The sequence below is a fragment of the Vibrio sp. M260121 genome (assembly GCF_036533715.1).
Taxonomy (GTDB): domain Bacteria; phylum Pseudomonadota; class Gammaproteobacteria; order Enterobacterales; family Vibrionaceae; genus Vibrio.
The window spans coordinates 1-19,489 of the sequence record NZ_JATABF010000015.1 but is presented as its reverse complement, the minus strand read 5'-3'; the positions used below and the strand labels follow the sequence as shown (position 1 = coordinate 19,489).

General features: G+C 45.1%; 13 protein-coding genes. 8 read left to right on the top strand and 5 right to left on the bottom strand.

Features of this window, described 5'->3' with window-relative positions; all coding sequences use genetic code 11:
• Positions 1-5: 5 nt before the first annotated feature.
• The 5 genes from prpF (at position 6) to QTO06_RS10485 (ending at position 7,458) form a co-directional block, all read left to right on the top strand.
• Positions 6-1,193, top strand: a complete 1,188-nt coding sequence (prpF, locus tag QTO06_RS10505; protein ID WP_331407912.1) for a 2-methylaconitate cis-trans isomerase PrpF — start codon at positions 6-8, stop codon at positions 1,191-1,193.
• 240 nt (positions 1,194-1,433) lie between these two features.
• Entirely contained in the window at positions 1,434-3,314 is a 1,881-nt protein-coding gene (locus QTO06_RS10500) for a propionyl-CoA synthetase (protein ID WP_331407909.1), read from the top strand.
• Positions 3,315-3,474: 160 nt separating this feature from the next.
• Positions 3,475-3,957, top strand: a complete 483-nt coding sequence (locus tag QTO06_RS10495; RefSeq protein ID WP_331407906.1) for a GNAT family N-acetyltransferase — start codon at positions 3,475-3,477, stop codon at positions 3,955-3,957.
• Positions 3,958-4,157: 200 nt separating this feature from the next.
• Positions 4,158-5,711, top strand: a complete 1,554-nt coding sequence (locus QTO06_RS10490; RefSeq protein ID WP_331407903.1) for a trypsin-like serine protease — start codon at positions 4,158-4,160, stop codon at positions 5,709-5,711.
• A 307-nt stretch (positions 5,712-6,018) separates the two neighbouring features.
• Positions 6,019-7,458 (top strand): bifunctional NUDIX hydrolase/phosphatase PAP2 family protein, encoded by a 1,440-nt coding sequence (locus QTO06_RS10485; RefSeq protein WP_331407901.1) that lies wholly within the window; start codon positions 6,019-6,021, stop codon positions 7,456-7,458.
• 73 nt (positions 7,459-7,531) lie between these two features.
• Here the strand turns inward: QTO06_RS10485 and QTO06_RS10480 are convergent, their stop codons facing one another.
• Positions 7,532-8,341, bottom strand: coding sequence for a Cof-type HAD-IIB family hydrolase (locus QTO06_RS10480; protein WP_331407899.1), 810 nt, complete (start codon positions 8,339-8,341; stop codon positions 7,532-7,534).
• 165 nt (positions 8,342-8,506) lie between these two features.
• Between QTO06_RS10480 and queE the strand changes: the two genes are divergently transcribed.
• Positions 8,507-9,157, top strand: a complete 651-nt coding sequence (queE, locus tag QTO06_RS10475; RefSeq protein ID WP_331407897.1) for a 7-carboxy-7-deazaguanine synthase QueE — start codon at positions 8,507-8,509, stop codon at positions 9,155-9,157.
• Positions 9,158-9,171: 14 nt separating this feature from the next.
• Positions 9,172-9,870 (top strand): 7-cyano-7-deazaguanine synthase QueC, encoded by a 699-nt coding sequence (queC, locus tag QTO06_RS10470; protein WP_331407894.1) that lies wholly within the window; start codon positions 9,172-9,174, stop codon positions 9,868-9,870.
• On the opposite strand, the gene QTO06_RS10465 is transcribed toward queC, so the two are convergent.
• The 4 genes from QTO06_RS10465 to QTO06_RS10450 all read right to left on the bottom strand — a co-directional run bounded on the left by QTO06_RS10465 (position 9,827) and on the right by QTO06_RS10450 (position 14,379).
• The gene (locus tag QTO06_RS10465) at positions 9,827-11,794 is read right to left on the bottom strand and encodes a tetratricopeptide repeat-containing diguanylate cyclase (RefSeq protein ID WP_258491636.1); all 1,968 of its coding nucleotides are present in this window, start codon (positions 11,792-11,794) and stop codon (positions 9,827-9,829) included. The genes queC and QTO06_RS10465 overlap by 44 nt on opposite strands.
• Before the next feature lie 191 nt (positions 11,795-11,985).
• Positions 11,986-12,339: a DUF2750 domain-containing protein gene (locus tag QTO06_RS10460; RefSeq protein ID WP_331407888.1), complete on the bottom strand. Its 354-nt coding sequence runs from the start codon at positions 12,337-12,339 to the stop codon at positions 11,986-11,988.
• Between the two features lie 111 nt (positions 12,340-12,450).
• Positions 12,451-13,065 carry an OmpA family protein gene (locus QTO06_RS10455; RefSeq protein ID WP_331407885.1) on the bottom strand — a complete coding sequence of 205 codons (615 nt, stop codon included), beginning with the start codon at positions 13,063-13,065 and terminating at the stop codon, positions 12,451-12,453.
• Between the two features lie 3 nt (positions 13,066-13,068).
• Positions 13,069-14,379 (bottom strand): TolC family outer membrane protein, encoded by a 1,311-nt coding sequence (locus QTO06_RS10450; protein WP_009704414.1) that lies wholly within the window; start codon positions 14,377-14,379, stop codon positions 13,069-13,071.
• A gap of 402 nt (positions 14,380-14,781) precedes the next feature.
• Between QTO06_RS10450 and QTO06_RS10445 the strand changes: the two genes are divergently transcribed.
• Positions 14,782-19,489, top strand: a 4,708-nt coding sequence (locus tag QTO06_RS10445) for a tandem-95 repeat protein (protein WP_331407883.1), incomplete at its 3' end; no start/stop codon positions are given.

Genomic DNA, 19,489 nt, shown 5'->3' with positions numbered 1-19,489 from the left:
AAGATATGGATAGCAAGATGCAAAGCCAAATCAAAGTCCCGGCGACTTACATGCGCGGCGGTACGAGCAAAGGTGTGTTCTTCAACCTTGATGATTTGCCACAGCCAGCGCAAGTCGCAGGCGAAGCAAGAGACAAGCTGCTACTTCGTGTGATTGGCAGTCCGGATCCGTATGCCAAACAAATTGATGGTATGGGCGGCGCGACTTCCAGCACTAGTAAAACTGTGATTGTGTCGCGCAGTGAGCGAGCTGATCACGACGTTGATTACCTGTTCGGGCAAGTATCGATAGATAAGCCGTTTGTCGATTGGAGTGGGAACTGTGGCAACCTTTCTGCTGCAGTCGGACCTTTCGCCATTCATGCAGGGTTGATCGACGAAGAACATATTCCCCAAAATGGCATCGTCACCGTTCGTGTATGGCAGGTAAATATTGGAAAAACCATTTTGATTCATGTGCCAATCGTAAATGGTTTAGTTCAAGAAACAGGGGAGTTTGAGCTTGATGGTGTGACGTTCCCTGCCGCTGAAATCCAAGTTGATTTTGTCGACCCTGCTGATGGTGAAGGCAGCATGTTTCCAACCGGCAATTTAGTAGACGATTTGGTCGTACCAGATGTTGGGACGTTCAACGCCACCTTTATTTACGCAGGCATACCGACGATCTTCATTGATGCAGAAGCACTTGGCTACCAAGGCACTGAGCTTCAAGATGACATCAATAACGATGAATCTGCTCTTGCGAGGTTTGAGTCCATTCGTGCTCATGGCGCGCTAAAAATGGGGCTGATTGATTCGCTCGAAGAGGCTCAAACACGTCAACACACGCCTAAGATTGCGTTTGTTTCCCAGCCTAAATCCTACTTATCGTCGAGTGGTAAAACCGTAGAAGCAGGTGAGGTCGATATTCTCGTCCGAGCGTTATCTATGGGCAAACTTCACCACGCCATGATGGGTACCGCAGCGGTCGCCATTGCCTCGGCAGCATGCGTACCAGGTACTTTGGTCAATTTAGCGGCTGGTGGCGGAGAGAAAGAATCAGTGACGTTTGGGCATCCATCAGGAACGCTTAAGGTGGGGGCAAAAGCCAAACAAACAGAACAAGGTTGGGTGGTTGAGAAAGCCATCATGAGCCGCAGCGCGAGAATACTGATGGAGGGCTTTGTGCGTGTTCCCTCCAATGTCTTTGAATAACACAATTGCATAGTAGTGATACTTATACCAACCACATCAATTATTTGATGATTCTTGCTTGTTAAAACCGCTGATAACTTCGTTAAACCTATTTCTTAGTAAAAGAAGGTGTAGGTAGAACAACTAGCTAGCTGCAATCTTTGCCTTGTTCTAAGCGGTTTTACCTACGCAATCTTCTGAACATCTAATTAATGCGATTGGTATTAAAAAGCAATGTCAGGACATACTGGAGGAAGCAATATGTCTGCATATCAAAAAGAATACCTTTGGGCACAAAATGAACCGGAAAACTTTTGGCGTGCTCAAGCTGAAAACATCGATTGGTTTGAAGCGCCAAATACCATCTTACAAGCTGACGAACATGGGATTGAACGTTGGTTTCCTGATGGCGTAATGAACACGTCATGGCTCGCGCTCGATTATCATTGTGAGCAAGGAAGAGGCGATAAAACCGCACTGATTTATGATTCGCCAGTGACGGGGCAAAAACAAACTTACAGCTATCAAGCTTTGCGCGACCAAGTAGCAAAAATTGCGGGTATGCTTTCCAACCGAGGCGTAACCAAAGGCGATCGTGTGGTTATCTACATGCCGATGATCCCAGAGGCGGCAATGGCCATGCTAGCGTGTGCTCGATTGGGGGCGATTCACTCGGTGGTGTTTGGCGGTTTTGCCCCGAATGAGCTCGCAGTTCGAATTGAAGACGCAGAACCCAAAGTCATCATGACGGCGTCTTGTGGCATCGAAATCAATAAGGTAATTCCATACAAACCAATGGTCGATCAAGCCATTATGGACAGTCGTTGGAAGCCAGAGAAAGTTTTTGTTCTTCAACGCCCGCAGTGCGAAGCCGAACTCAATCTAGAACGTGATTTAGATTGGCAGCAAGAGTATGCGCAAGCTTTGCCTCATGCTTGTGTCCCTGTGCTTGCGACGGATCCTCTTTATATTCTGTATACCTCTGGCACAACAGGGAAACCAAAAGGTGTGGTGCGCGACAATGGCGGTCATGCCGTAGCGATGAAATATTCGATGACGTCGATTTATAACATCCCCCAAGATGGCGTGTTCTGGGCTGCATCGGATGTAGGGTGGGTCGTTGGTCATTCTTATATTGTGTACGCGCCGCTGATTCATGGCTGTACCACTATTTTGTTTGAAGGCAAACCGGTGAGAACACCAGATCCGGGTGCATTCTGGCGTGTTTGTGACGAATACAAAGTGGATGTGCTTTTCTCTGCACCAACCGCTTTCCGTGCAATTAAAAAAGAAGATCCAGAAGGCGAGTTCATTAAGCAATACGACTTGTCCAATCTTGATTCTATTTTCATGGCAGGTGAACGTCTTGACCCACCAACACTAGAATGGGTAGAAAGCAAAGCAGATAAGCCGGTCATTGACCACTGGTGGCAAACAGAGACTGGATGGGCAATCGCTGGCAATCCGACTGGTATCGAGGTAATGCCAGTAAAAGCGGGCTCTGCTACCAAGCCGATTCCTGGCTATCAGGTCGAGATTCTCAACGAAATGGGCATGCCAGTAGGTGCAAATCAGCAAGGTTTTGTGGCATTGAAACGCCCATTACCACCAAGTTGTTTACCGACTGTCTGGCGCAACCATGACCGCTTTGAAACTGGTTATCTAAGTCAATTTCCGGGTTACTACGTATCGGGAGATGGCGGTTACCTAGATGAAGATGGTTACCTGTTTATCATGGGTCGTATTGATGACGTAATTAACGTCGCAGGTCACCGTCTGTCTACCGGCGAAATGGAAGAAATCGTTGGTGGTCACCCAGCGATTGCGGAATGTGCGGTAGTTGGTATCCACGATGAGTTAAAGGGGCAGCTTCCACTTGGGTTCGTGGTTCTTAAAGATGGTGTGAAGATTGATGACCTAACGCTAGAGGGTGAGTTGGTGGGTAAAGTACGCAACGAGATTGGTGCTGTGGCTTGCTTTAAACATGCGCTGGTTGTTGACCGTTTGCCAAAGACTCGCTCAGGTAAAATCTTACGCAGAACCATTCGTCAAATAGCCGATGGCGAGCAATACGTGGTGCCATCCACTATTGATGATCCATCCAGTCTTGGCGAAATCGAACGAGTGCTTAAACGTGGCTAGTTAAGTACGATTTTAATTAAGCACGATCTTAGATTAGCTACGAGCAATCATAAACATCCAAGCCTCTTGCTTTGTCGGCAAGAGGCTTTTGCATTCCTGCTTGCCTAAATGCATGTTTAAACACACACTATATGGATTCCCGTTTTTGGCTTCTTTTCTTATGTCTACTTTTTTAATCAAACCAGCGCTTTTTGACGATCTTGAACAACTCAATGATTTGATGTTCGAGTTGCATGATGAGCACCACATTCAGTCTCCGGAGTTTTTTAAAACCGCAGAAGAAATCGAACAAGAGAAGAGCATCGCTCGTTATCTCGATAACCCGGAATGCTTGGTTTATGTCGCTAGAGTAGGCGATGAGATTATCGGCTTTGTGTCTGGGCATTTCTGCGAGCTTATTTCTACGGTTAGCAAACCTGTAATGATGGGAAGTGTTGATGAGCTTTACGTCTTACCTGAATATCGTAAACAGGGCATTGCAAAAGCCTTGATTGAAAAAATTGAAGCGACATTCGTTGATTACGGTGTGAAGCAGATGTTCGTTGAGGTATGGGATTTCAATCAAACCGCTGTCTCTATTTATGAAAGCCAAGGGTTTGGTCATCATATTCATTGGTTAAGAAAGTCGTTATCCAATCGTTAATTAATACGTCATTATGACGGTAAGTAAGTGATTCGTACTTACTATGGATGAAAGTGATAAGTTTGACAGTAGGTCTTTAATAATAGTTTTGTCGCAGCGTCTTGAGGCTCATGCTCATTCCAATTGGTGATGTTGTTTTTGTTTGCTTGTTTTGTAAGTGGCACATGAATAGTGCCTCATAAAACAAGAGGAAAATAACATTGAATCTATCAAAAACCTTACTTGCAACGGCGTTATTGCCAATGTTGGCAAGTGCAGATCAAGTCACGCAAACACAAAACAATGAGATTCAGCCGGATATCGTGGGTGGCATCACGGCAAACCCCAACGACTGGACATTTTATACACAGATAGTCAGCCGCAATGGTAATCGTTCTTTTTGTGGGGCGAGTTATATAGGGGATGGTTTTGTACTTACTGCTGCTCACTGTGTGGACGGTGACGCACCAAATCAGATCGCGGTAAAAATTGGTGGCGTGATTTATAACGGTACTGATGGCGTACGCTCCAATGTCAGCCAGATCTATGTTCATCCTTCTTATAATGCTTCTACGCTTTCAAATGACATAGCCCTTCTCAAGCTAACTTCGATCCCTCAAGGTGTTGCAAAAGTGGATATCGCAGCAGGCAGTGTTTCGCAATATGCAGGTGTAGGTGATTGGTTAACTGTCGCTGGTTTGGGCCGAACTTCGGAGGGGGGCAGCTCGCCAGCCGCTTTACAAGAAGTGGATGTTCCGCTGGTCTCTGATGCGACTTGTCGACAAGCTGGCGGTAATTACACCACGGTTGGCTCAGTATCATTCTGTGCGGGTGTGCCGCAAGGTGGTATAGACTCTTGCCAGGGAGACAGCGGCGGTCCCATCGTCGTTAATAATAACGGTCTCGTCACCCAGTTAGGTATCGTCAGTTGGGGGATAGGTTGTGCTCGACCGGGTAAGTACGGTGTGTACAGCGACATTGCAGCATTGCGCAGTTTTGTCGATGGCGTTTTAGGTACGACGACACCGCCAACAGATAATGTTTCTGTCGGTTATACCGCCAATCAGGCTTTGAGTTCTTTTAAAGTGGGTGAGCTGAAGCAACACAGTTTCAGCATTCAAAATACCGGTAATGTTGCGTTTACTATAGAAAATGTGGGACTGCAGAGCTCTGGTGTCACGAAATCTGCGATGATCACCAGAGACCAATGTGCACAATCGACACTCAATGCAGGGAGTTCGTGTCGTGTCGATGTGGAATTTGGCGCATCTCAAGCAGGTGATGCGAGAGTCGCCTTGGCTTTTGGCATCGATAAAACCAGTACTACATACCAAGCGGTGGCAACAGCTTCCGCTACTAGCGCAACGACACCGCCATCAGGAAGTTGTGACAATGAATGGCAAGCGAGTGGCGTATACAACACGGGTGAAACTGTTTCTTGGGCTGGTCAGTTATGGCAAGCACAATGGTGGACCCAAGGTGATAACCCCTCCGATTCGGGGCCATGGGGAGTATGGCAGCCAATTGGCAGCTCAGATTGTTCTGGGACTAATCCTCCGGTAGAGCCACCAACAGAGCCTACACCACCAACGCCGCCAACTTCGGGTGATGCTTACCAAGCGGGTACGAATTATTCTGCAGGGGACGTGGTGACGAATAACGGTGCAAGTTACCAATGTAAGCCTTGGCCAAACAGTTTGTGGTGTGGCTCAACTCCAAGTGCTTATGAGCCGGGTTTGGGCTCGGCTTGGACAGACGCATGGTTAAAGCTGTAAAAGTATAAGTGAACCATAAAGAGAGTTTATTTGTTGTCGACAATAAGCTCTCTTTCTTGTTTCAATTCTGAGAAGGCGCAAAATCCACGTAAATTCCTCTGACGTTAACTTAATATAACTGGCAAAATCGCAGCCAATATTTCTAGTTATGTCTGATTTTTGTCAGAACTATTTTGAAGAGTGTCGCAAAGCGTTTTTTGACATGTGTGCTAAATGTACAACTGGTTACTTAATTTATGTCGAAAAATATTGGTAATCCTGCCATCATAGCTGAGTGATTCTTCTTTTTTGTTAAAGGTCGTATTTTGTGCTGAGACAGCTGTTTTTTCTCATCCTGTATTCCATTTCTTTGTTTGTATCTCCTACATCTGCCGCGAATCCTCTTCCTGAAGACGTAAAAGGGGCGCTTTGTATTGTGCGCGCAGATGACAAACTGGTTTTAATCCATGAAATATTAACCAATAAGATTTCTCTTCCTGGTGGCACTGTTATTGAGGGTGAGTCACCAAGACTCGCGGCTCAACGAGAAACTTGGGAAGAAACTGGCTTAGTTGTCACTGTCGGCGAGGAGCTAGGTAGAACAGATAGAGCCGTATTCTATGATTGTGTCTCTGATTCAGAAGTGATTGCGTTTTCGATGACCAACACTTTAAATGGGTACGAGCTTCCAATTTGGTTTGCGCCGCATTATGGCGTAGAAGTCGCCTCTGCAATGATTGCAAGCCCGAGCAACATGTCAGCGTCTCTTTACCGTTATCCTGCGCAGTGGAAAGAGGTGGCTGAATTTTATTCACGAGCGACAAATCAATCAGTCGTCTATGTTGATCAGTTGATAGATTCCGCGCCGGGGTTTCGTCAACTTGAGCTTTCTTGGATGGTTGACCTACAAAGCTCGATTGCGTCATTTTCGTCAGCAAGCCGTGAAACAACCTGCGAAGTTGCAAAATTGGTAACCAGCATCAGCAACCCAACGTTCCTGCTGTTCTTGTTCCCGTTTGTCATGATGAAGTTTGATAGCCGTTTCGTGTACCGTCTATTTTTCTCTATCACTGCGACTTCTCTGATGGTATTGGTTGCGCAGCAGGGGTTCTCGCTACCAAGACCGCACGTTTATATGCCGATCACAGAGTTAACCCATAGCTTTGGCTTTAGTTTCCCAAGCTTGCCGATCGCGATTTGGTTTTGTGTGATGACCTTCTTATTCCAAAGGACGAAGAGCTTTGGTTTAAATCGAATCACTTTGTTGACGGGCTTAGTCACTTTAACCGTAATGTTCTGCAAGTTCTTCTTAGGGACTGCGTTTATTCTGGATATGTCTGTAGGTGCGTTGTTGGGCGTTCTTGTGGCATGGCATGTTTTGCGTTTGGAAGATAACCCAGAAATAGATGTCGATAGACTGCTCACCTCGAAAGGGGTTTGGTTCACCATGACAGCAATTACGGCAGTGATCTCTGTTATCTGGCCATTGCCTGTGTTCACCAGTTGGTTAGCGATTTTAATTACAGCGTCTGCACTGGTTATGACATTTAAAGAGTCGGATATTCGATTTGAGCGCCAGCAGATGTTGTTCGTTATTTTGGCCTTGTTGTTGGTTGATCAACTCTATCTCTACTTGGGAACAACGGTTTCGTTCAGTGGGTTCTGGTCTCTGGTCTTTAATACGTTCCATTATCCGTTGCTAATGCTGACTTTTATTATGTTAGCTAGAAAGCTGACGTGTGGAAAGCGTGCGAAACAGAGCGCTTAGCTAGAAAATGGATAACAAAAAGCCTCGCTCAAATGCGAGGCTTTTTTACATCAATTCAGATCGATTCAGGGGATTACGCGTTAAGCACAAATTTCTCGATCGATTTTGCTACACCGTGCTCGTCGTTGCTTACCGTGATGTAGTCTGCGATTTGCTTGGTTTCTTCCATTGCGTTCGCCATTGCGATACCAAGACCTGCGTATTCAAGCATGTGGTGGTCGTTCTCGGCATCACCCATACAAATCACTTCTTCAGCTTTGATGCCTAAGTATTCTGCGATTGCCGAAACACCGACGCCTTTGTTGCTTGAAGGATTCAAAAACTCTAAGAAGAAAGGCGCACTTTGCACAACTGTAAACTCTTGTTTTAGCTCTGCTGGTAGGGCTGAGATAACTTCAGTTAGTTTACTTGGCTCTGCAACCATCATTGCTTTAATGATCGCGTGATCATCTTCTAGAGCATCAAAGTTCATCTCAGTGACTGCTACGCCATTGATTTTTGCTTCGATGTCAGTGTAAGGGTTGTTTTCTTCTGTGATCAGACCATGCTCTTGGCTGAACGCGTGAACATAAGCACCAAGCTCGCGTGCTTTACGTGCAATTTTCTTCGCAGCTTTGCCATCAATGATCTGCTGATGGATGATTTCATTGGTGCCAATGTTTTTCACCATAGAGCCGTTGTAGTACAAAACAAAGTCTTTGTCAGAGTTGATGTTTAACTCGTCTAGCTTGTCTTGCATTCCCTCAAGAGGGCGGCCAGAAGCAAGGACAACGGTAACACCCGCTTCACGTGCTTTTGCAATGGCTTGCTTGTTCTCTTCAGAAATTACTTTGTCGCTGTTTAGCAACGTGCCGTCCATGTCTAGGGCGATCAGCTTGTACATCTTTACTTACCTTAAAAAATGGGGAACCTGCGTATGAAACTACAAAACAACCTATTTTAACAATTTATTTTTGGTTTAAATTGACCTGAGTGCGCCTCTCCATTAAGGTCTTCGCCTCGAAGTATAATGAGTTGAGTGAGTTCTACGTTGTATAAGCTAAATGAGATGTTTGAAACCATCCAAGGGGAAGGGGTTTTCACTGGTGTGCCAGCGGTTTTTGTGCGTTTACAAGTATGTCCGGTTGGGTGTTCTTGGTGCGATACGAAACAGACTTGGTACGCAGAAGAGGAAGGCCAGCGCCAGATCGGTGATATCTTGGTGAAAACAGAAGATTCTCCAACGTGGTGTTTCGCATCGGCGGAAGACATCGTAGCTGAATACAAAAAGCAGGGCTTCAATGCGAAGCATATTGTGATCACTGGTGGCGAACCATGCATCTATGATTTACGTGCGTTGACGGCTGCATTTGAAGAAATGGGTTGCCAATGCCAAATCGAAACCAGTGGTACTTCAGAGGTTGTAACTTCAGAAAGTACATGGGTGACAGTGTCACCTAAGGTCGCAATGAAAGGGAAGCTACCAGTACTCAAAAGTGCATTAGAACGCGCAAATGAGATCAAACATCCGGTGGGCACCCAAAAAGACATCGATCAGCTTGATGCATTGTTGGCCTCTGCAGAAATCGCTGAGAAGACAGTAATCGCACTTCAGCCTATCAGTCAGAAGCCTCGCGCTACGCAACTGTGTATTGATACCTGTGTTGCTCGCAACTGGCGTTTGTCGGTTCAAACTCATAAATACCTAAGTATTGCTTAAGCTCGGAGAGAAAGATGAAAAAAGCAGTCGTTGTTTTCAGTGGTGGACAGGACTCTACAACATGTTTGGTTCAAGCTTTAAAAGAGTTTGACGAAGTACATGCCATCACATTCGATTACGGTCAGCGTCATAAGTTGGAGATTGAAGTGGCTGAGAAAGTCGCAAAAGATCTTGGCGTCACTGCACACAAAGTGATGGATGTTGGCCTACTGAATGAACTGGCCATTAGCTCTCTGACGCGTGACGACATTCCAGTTTCTCATGAACTTCAAGAAAACGGTTTGCCGAATTCATTCGTTCCAGGTCGCAACATTTTGTTCCTAACGCTTGCTGGCATCTACGCTTACCAAATTGGCGCAGAAACAGTAATTACCGGTGTTTGTGAAACAGACTTTAGTGGCTATCCAGATTGTCGTGATGATTTTGTGAAAGCGATGAACAGTGCCTTGGTTAAGGGTATGGATCGTCAGTTTGACATCAAAACCCCGCTAATGTGGTTGAACAAAGCAGAAACGTGGGCACTGGCTGATCAATATGATGCGCTGCAACTAGTTCGTGAAAACACGCTAACGTGTTACAACGGCATCATCGGTGATGGTTGTGGTGATTGCCCGTCTTGCGACCTGCGCAAAGCGGGCTTAGATGACTATCTAAACAACAAAGACGCCGTTATGCAGTCGTTGATTCAAAAGCAGAAGACGGAAGATCAATAGGTTCGTTATACGCATCAATCACGGCATTATGTCCGTTCTTTTTAGATTGATACAAAGCTTGGTCTAGTATCGAATACAACTCATCGAAGTTACTGAGTGGCTTAGACGTTGAGAGGTAGGCCAAGCTTGCTGTCACATTGAGAGTTTCGTCGTTAGTGCTCTTAATTTGTTTTTCAGAGATGGTTTTGTGTAGGCTCTGGATACGGAATGGCACATCAATCTCATCCACGTTCTTCAACAGCAAGATAAACTCTTCTCCCCCCAAGCGCCCAAGGTACTCGCCTTTATTCAATTTAACTTGAATCGCTTTGCACACGTGCTTTAACACCAAGTCGCCAGTTGGGTGTCCGTGCTTGTCATTGAGCAGTTTAAAGTTATCCAAGTCGATCAGGGCTAATACATAGCGCATGTCTTCTGGGGCGCTGACGGTCTGATTTCTTATTTTTTCTATGATTGTGCTTCGGTTTAACGAACCAGTAAGTCTATCTAAGCGTGATTTGATCTTGGTATTGCGTAATACGAACAGCACGACTAGTAAAATAGTAAGCAAACAGAAAATCACAAAGTTATAAGCACGTTGCTGTTCACCTAACTTCTCAAGTTCCAAGAGCTTAAGGTTTCGCTCGTTGTCTATTTTGACCAGCTGCAGTTCATATTCGTACTCGCTTTTTGTTAGATCCAACGCCTCAATTGCTTTTACGTTGTTGGCATCACGGCTAGCAAGTTCGAGCTTTGCGTATTTTTGATAGTGTGAGAGGGCGTTAGAAAAATCATTTTGCTTTTGATAAATCTGCGATAACAACAGTTGAGCTTTGGCTTGTAGCGCTGATGTGGAATTTTTATTGGCGAGTTCTAACGCCGCTTGCGCGTGTTCCAGAGCTTCGCGTAGAGAATCGTGCTTCAAATAAGCAAAGCCCGCGGTAAGATGGCTTTCAGTTTGCAAACGCTTATTTTCGTATTGCTCACCTAATGCAAGTGCACTTTTAATGTAAGGTACTGCACTTTTCAAATCGCCAGAATCAACATAAGCGGAACCAAGCCCAAGATAAGTTAACCCTTGACCGTAGGGATAGTTAAGATCCTCAAGAAGCGTCAATGCGTTCTTGTAGTGGCTGACGGCTTTTTCATAATCCATAGATTTGCTATACATCGCCGCCAAGCTATGTTCGACCTGTGCGACTTCTAGCGGTGTTGATTCAAGTTGGCGTGCCAACAAGGCCTGTATTAAGTACTGTTCGGATTGCTCGAACTGACCTAACTCGCTCAGTAAGTTACCAACGTCATTGTAGACACCAGTTGGGTCACTCTGAGTCGGCATTTCTGTCAGCAATCGACGGTACAAATTCAGTGCAATTTCATACTCACCGCGAAAGTCAAAGTTGTTCGCGATAACACGTAAAGCAAGATCCGAAGGGATATTTTGTTGATGATCGCCCGATAAATGATTGTTTAATGATGAACAAAAGAAGCTTGCTTTGTGGTACTGGCCCTGTTGATTCAACGTGTAACAAAGCTGATAGTTCATCAATGCTTTAGTCTCTTCATCACTTCGCTGTTTTGCACTTTGTAGTAAGGAAGTAAAAACGTTTACCGACGTATCGTAGTTGCCATTTTTTCGTTCTGTCAGTGCAAGAATGTACTTGGACTCAAGCTTGGCAAAGCGGTTTTCTAATATTTGACTGCTTCCATAATACGGTTGATCAATGTTAGACATGTATTCGTAAATCAAGCCGCTAACGTACAACTTTTCGCTATTAGAATCGGCGCTATGATACCGATCTTGCAGCATGCTGAGCGCAGACTTAGCGTTTGTTTTCATCGTAGCTTGATAGACAGCATGCCATTGGGTGATATTTTGAGTGTCACTTGCGTTTGCCTGACCGCCGATTAGGAGTGACGCAAGCAAAGAAAGCAGGGTACGCATAGTGATGTAACCTTATGTTATTTTTATATTGTTTGCTCAGAATGATATACCAATTAGGTACAGTTCATTGTGACAAAAGCCGAAGGGTATAGATAATAGAATGAAGAAAATTATGCGCTCGGTCGAGCTTTACATCGAAAAGGTAAGTAACAATAAAGCAGACCCCAGCACGAGACTGAGGTCTTTAGGAATTAGCCTACATACAGTTTAGCTAGATCTTGAGGTTCAACCTCTTTACCTTCTAGCTGAGCGTTCCAGTTTGTACCAACAAGCACGCCATCTTCTGCAAGAGTTAGAAGCCAATCTTCAACAAAGATATCTAGAGGGATTTCTAGTACTTCGAAATCTGCCCATTCTTCAACGTTGTGTGTTTGTGCATCTTCCTTAGCAGACCAGAAAGGCATAACCTCGCTGTTTTCGAATTCAGTTGATTCACAAGATAGCCAACCTTCTTCATTGCGTAGACCCCAAACCAACTGGTTTTCTTTGGTTTCAGCAACGAAAAGGTCAAGGTTTGCTTGGATATCTGATGTAAGTTTGCTCATTTCAAAACTCTCATTGTTATGACGCGAGTAGATTACCACTAAAGTGCCGATTCCTAAAGCATAATACGGTTTAGCAAGGTTGAAAAAGAAAAGGAGCCGAAGCTCCTTAAATTAACTTTTTGGAAGTGTGGTGAAAATGGTCCATTCTTTCTTGATTTCACCTTTGTAACCAATGACTGAAGCAGTCACTCGACGGTTAAGAGCGTGGCTCACTTCATCGGTACCTTGTTGAGCTAGGTGCGTATCACCAAATCCAACAATGCGAACTCTATCTGAATCGATACCATACTCAACCAGCGCTGTACGAACGTTGTTCGCTCTGCGCTTTGATAAGTCTAAGTTATGTTCTGAACCACCGACTTTGCTAGCGTAACCTTGCAATTCAATGGATGTATTAGGGTACTCTTTTAAGAATTCTGATAATTCACGAATTTGGCGACGGAACACTGAGTTAATTTCATCAGAGTCATTTGCGAATAGTACTCTTACTTGCATTTTTTCAGACGATTTTATGTACTCACCACAACCGTCGTTGTCGATCTCTGAAGTCGCGGGCGTTCCAGGACACAGATCTCGTGCATTGATTACGCCATCATTATCATCGTCCAGAAGGTCTGCAATTTGCTCGGCGTTAGGCGTTTCTACATACTCGTATTCATCCTCAGCTACTGCAAAATGGGTAGTAAACAATACACCTAGCGCGAAAAGAATTTTTGTTGCTCTCATGGTCTAGTACTCCACCTTCTGATTCCACTCGACTGGAACGTCAACACGGAGTGCGTTGAGTAACTGACCTGTCGCGTTCATTACACGGTACTTCGCGTATTGCTCAGCGTATTTCGCATCTAAATAATCTTTACGAGCTTCAAACAACTCGTTTTCAGTGTTCAATAAGTCGAGTAGAGTACGTTTACCAATTCGATACTGCTTCTCATAAGCGATGACGGTTTGAGAGGCTGAATCAACGTGATCAGATAAGAACTGTTTTTGCTGCTGTGTGAGATCTAAAGCACTCCAAGAGAGTCTTAATCCTTCTTCAACGTTTCGATACGCTCTCTCGCGCAGATCTTTTGCTTTGTTTAACTGGTACGCAAAGCTCTCTGCGTTGGCTACGTCACTACCACCATTGAAAAGGTTGTAACGCATACGTAGCATCGCAGTGGTTTCGTCACCACGCCCCTCAATACCACCTGCATCATCTCGCCAGGTTTGCGCGGCTTCAACAGATAGTGTGGGGTAGTAAGTCCCTTTCGACTGTTTATACTGGAACTTCGCTGAATCGACATCTGCCATTGAAATCTGAATTACTGGGTGGGCTTGAAATGCCAAGTCGATCGCATCATCTATCGTGTAAGGGATGAAGTTTTGATCTGCACGAGGAAATATTAGTCCTTGAGGTGATTGGCCAACAATTCGAGTAAACATGGTATGGCTGTCGAATAAGTTGTTTTGTGCAGCGGCTAGATTTCCATGAGCTTTGGCTAGACGTGCTTCTACTTGTGTTAAATCAGCCGTTGAGCCAATACCAGAATCAACTCGCTTTTTGATGTCTTGATAGATTTTCTTATGCACTTTCAGGTTGTTTTCTGAAAGCGTTAAGATTTCGTATGCCTTTACAGCATCTAGATATACTTTTGATACTTCAAGTGCGGTGTCTTGCGCATCTGCAAGTAATTGAAATCGAACAGACTCAGCGTCAGCTGCGGTTCTGTCTATGTCATTGAGCGTAGCTGAGCCATCCCAAATCAACTGAGTGAGTGTGACGGTCGCTTCTTTTCTAGTGAGATCTGTAGACTCTCTTCCGGATTCTGCAGGGTCGATACCTTCATATCCAATTCCTGCATCAAGATCTACCGAAGGGAGGTAAGCGCCGCTCGAGGCTTCATTCACGTACTGCTTACTTACGAATTCATTAAACGCGCTTTTTATATCGGGATTAGTCTTAAGTGCATTTTCGACTGCTTGCTCTAGCGTTTGCCCAATTGCAGGGCTAGTCGCGAGCACACCTAAGCAAAAGGCGTTGGCACGAGTCCACTTCACTGTGATTCTCCTAATTAAGTAATTTTAGAGGCGAGAAATTGTTCTTATAAATTAATTGGCCTTCATTGGCGTCAATAATTTAACGCACAAAGCTATTAATAATCAACTATGTAACTGATTGCTATACTCGGTGATGTGTAACTATGTGTTTTCTATTGGTATGGCGTTCTTATTATAGTTTGAACTAATATCATGTTTTTCATCGCTTGTTTGGTATGGTTGCCCATATGTTTGTGATTCTCATCACTTTGAGCCGTTATATACATTTGTATAAGTAATATGTGACTTAGAAGTTGTAATTTAGTGTTAATGAGCTGTTATTGCGATATATATTCGGGCAATATATAACGAATTGGTATCATTGGTCAAAATGTTGACAGTATTTAAAGGTCAGGGGTTTATATGGATCGTACATCCTTAGTTTCACTTGGTGGTCAGATCGTAGTAATAGGTTTGGATGGGCAGTTAAAGACATTAGCTCAAAACGAACAACCGTTACTGGGTGAACTTATTGTTGCTAGAACTGAAGCTGAACCAGAAAAGCTTCAAGTTCAGGTCGCAAGAGAAGAAGGGGGGCTAGACGTCACTGACGATGTCGCTCAAATTATTGACGCACTTCAAGACGGGCAAGATCCAACGTTGCTCAACGAAGAATTCGCACCAGCTGCAGGCGAGAGTAATGGTTCCAGTTTGCAGGCTAGCGGCACTGTAGAGCGAACGGCAGCAGAATTGCTAGCCGATACTGTGTTTGAAACAACGGGGTTAGCTGCGCTTGGCTTCTCTGAGACTCAAAGCCTTACTCTTGCTGAGCTGTATTTAAACCTTCCTAACACCTCTCGGGCCGTCACGCCAATTGCTCCGGTCGCTGAAGATGACAACATTCAAACAGACGAAGACGTTTCGATTACCATTGATGTCCTAGCCAATGATGATGATGAAGATAGCGGCTCTCTTACAATTGACTCAGCCACAGTACCTGAAGAACAGGGAACCGTTGTAATCGTTGATGGTGAGTTAGTTTTTACACCTGCTGAAGATTTCAACGGTGAAGCAACCATCACTTATGTTGTTACCGATGGTGAACTAACAGATGAAGCAACGGCTTCGGTTACTGTTAACCCTGTAAATGATGCACCAGTAGCAAATGATGACAGCACTACGACGGACGAAGATACTCCAGTCACCATTGATGTGCTACCAAACGATATCGATGTTGACGGTGACACACTGACCATAGTGAATGCGTCTGTTCCTGCAGAGCAAGGTACGGTTGAGATCGTAGACGGTAAGCTTGTATTTACTCCAGCAGAAAACTTCAACGGCGACGCTACCATTAGCTACACAGTTTCTGATGGTGCGTTAGAGGATCAAGCGGAAGTCTCGGTAACAGTTAATCCACTTAATGATGCTCCAACAACCGAAAATGTTATCCCACCCCAAGTTCTACCGGAAGATTTTGCTGAGTACACGATTAACTTAAATGATGCATTTAGCGATGTTGACGACGCAGACAGCGAGCTGACGTTTACTGTTTCTGGTAACAGCAATATTCAAGTGTCGATTGTCGATGGTATCGCAACTATCACCCCAACAGCAGACTGGAATGGCTCAGAAGAACTAACGTTTACTGCGACAGATCAAAGTGGTTTGGAAGTGAGCCAGACGGTCGATTTCACGGTTAATGCCGTTGCCGATATTGTCGCAGATAGTGCAGATATCGTTGAAGATACGCCGACTATTTTGAATGTGTTGGGCAACGATAGCTTTGAAGGTCAAGCACCAGTTGTATCAGTAGAAGCGGGCAATGGCCCTGCAAATGGCAGTGTGGTTGTTAACAACGACGGAACAATCACCTACACACCAAACCAAGATTACAACGGTGCGGATGAGTTCACTTACACGGTCACCTCTGGCGGCGTCACTGAGACTACGACAGTCTCTCTAAACGTAACGCCAGTCAACGACAAACCGGTGGTTGAGAATACCATTGCTGACCAAGTTCTATCTGAGGACTTTACGCCTTATACCATCGATTTAAATGACGCATTTAGCGATGTTGACGACGCAGACAGCGAGCTGACGTTTACTGTTTCTGGTAACAGCAACATTCAAGTTTCGATTGTTGATGGTATTGCGACGATCACACCAACAGCAGACTGGAACGGTTCAGAAGAGTTAACGTTTACCGCGACAGATCTAAGTGGTTTGGAAGTGAGTCAGACGGTTGATTTCACGGTTAACGCCGTTGCCGATATTGTCGCTGATAGTGCAGATATCGTTGAAGACACACCAACAATTTTGGATGTGTTGGATAACGACAGCTTCGAAGGCCAATCACCAGTTGTGTCAGTAGATGCAGGTGATGGCCCAGCAAATGGTAGTGTGGTTGTGAACAACGACGGTACGATCACTTATACGCCGAACCAAGATTACAACGGTGCGGATGAGTTCACTTACACAGTCACCTCTGGCGGCGTCACTGAAACCACAACAGTTACGCTGAACGTCACACCAGTTAACGACAAGCCACTTAACGAAGACTTTGACCATAGCGCTGACGAACTTATTACTAACGTAATTTTTGATACTGATGATAAGCCTTTGGACCAGGGCTCAGAAAGCGATCATATTTCTGACGTTGAGGATGACTTAAATGGCGATGATCTTCAGATCCTAATAACAGAGCTACCTACATCTGGCACCTTGTATTTCAGAGATGAAAATGGCGATCTTCAAGAAATCACATCGGCCGATGGCTCGTTGTACAACAAAGACAGCATCTACTATGAAGCGGATAATGTTGGGTTCTTGCTAGGTATTAAAGACAGACCTAATTCTCCAAATGGAGAAGAGTCAACGACGGATTTCTACAACTGGGGTTTAAGTGCAGACGGTGGTGAGTCACATAGTCGAACCGAATATCTAGTAAATGGAGCGTCTATTGATATCTCCTCTGATAGTGGTGTGCTAGCTCAATACAACCGAGAAGTTTCACATATTGGCCATGGTATTGCTGATAACGATGGCCAAGGCATTCAGCGCGGCGAAACCATCAGCATTGATTTGTCTGAGAACCCTGTAGGCAGCGTGAATCTTGGTCTGGATGGTCTAGGAGGTTTGTTTGAGCACGGCGACAACAATGCTGCTCTTATCACGGTGACATACCTTGATGCTAACGGCACAGAGCAAACTCAAGTTATTGAGTTCTTGAAGCCAGAAGGCAACAACATGCTATTCCAAGAGACCAGTATTGGCTTCGGTAAGGATTACCCTCTACCTGAAGGGGCGGTAATTACTCAATTAGACTTCTCGACAAAAATATCTGGGAATTGGGAGTTACGCTATGTAGAGGGCTTCCCACCTGAAGATAGTTTTGACTACGTTGTAGTGGATTCTGGTAACGCTGAAAGTGACCCTGCAACGGTTACAATTGCCAATCAGGTTCTAGACGGCAACGTGTCTGAAAACGGTCCAGATCTATCTTTAACTGGTAATACAGTTACAGAAGGAGAGGACGTTACGTTTTCTGTGGTATTGGATGAGACGACAGAAACGGCAGTTAAGTATCCAATAAATACATTGGCCCCTGGCTCATCGGCAGATGACTTAGACGTCAACCTACCTAATGCGACCTACACGAACGGTGTTGTTTTTGCAGGGGGCTACCTGATTGTTCCTGCAGGTGTTAGTAGCTTCGAAATCATTGTGCCGACGATTGATGATCTTGTTGTTGAAAATGACGAGAAGATGAAAGTGGAAATCGGTAGCGAGTCGGGCTCATCAACAATTTTAGATAATGATAGTACGTCACTTTCAGTGAGTAACGCTGGCGACGTGAGCGAAGGTTCTGACGCAGTATTCACGGTGTCGCTGTCTAATGAAGTTCAAAGTCCTGTTGTTGTCAATCTAAGTCTAAAGACAGATGGCAACTACACTGCTGAAGATGAAGATCTTGGTAACATGACGGTGACTTATATTGACGGAGAAGGCCAAGAGCAGACTCTGGATGTAAGTCCAAGTGGAGACGTTACTATTCCTTCCGGTGTTACGGATATCACTGTAACGATAACAACGACACAAGACGATGTTTACGAAGGCGCAGAGTCTTTTGGCTTGGTTGTGACCGAATCTGGCGGCATTACATCGAACGGAGTTGCTTGGGACCAAACAACAATTCTGGACTCTGGGGTAAACGGTGGCAATGACGACCGACCTGAAGTTAGTGATATTTCTGATACGACGGTTGATGAAGGTCAGAATGCCAGCTTCGACGTTACCTTGAGCAATGAGAGTACAACGACGACCACAGTCAACTTGTCATTGGCAGGTGACAGTGCGGCATCGGGCGTGGACTTCAGCGAGACGGTCACGATTATGTTTGCGGATGATACAACGCAAGAAGTGACGGTCGATGAAAACGGTAACTTCAGCGTCACGGTTCCTGCTGGTCATACGGATTTCAGCGTGATCGTTCCAACTCTCAATGATGATGTGTATGAAGGTAATGAGTCGTTTACATTATCAGGCTCAACTTCAGTACAAACAACCCCGGCAGTGGGCACAGGAACCATCGCCGACGAAGGTGCAAGTGGTGGCAATGACGATCGACCTGAAGTTAGCGCTATTTCTGATACGACGGTTGATGAAGGTCAGAATGCAAGCTTCGACGTTATCTTGAGCAATGAAAGTACAACGACGACCACAGTCAACTTGTCATTGGCAGGTGACAGTGCGGCATCGGGCGTGGACTTCAGCGAGACGGTCACGATTAAGTTTGCGGATGATACAACGCAAGAAGTGACGGTCGATGAAAACGGTAACTTCAGCGTCAAGGTTCCTGCTGGTCACACGGATTTCAGCGTGATCGTTCCAACCCTTAATGACGATGTGTATGAAGGTAATGAGTCGTTTACATTATCAGGCTCAACTTCCGTACAAACAACCCCGGTAGTGGGCACAGGAACCATCGCCGACGAAGGTGCAAATGGTGGTAATGACGATCGACCTGAAGTTAGTGATATTTCTGATACGACGGTTGATGAAGGTCAGAATGCCAGCTTCGACGTTACCTTGAGCAATGAGAGTACAACGACGACCACAGTCAACTTGT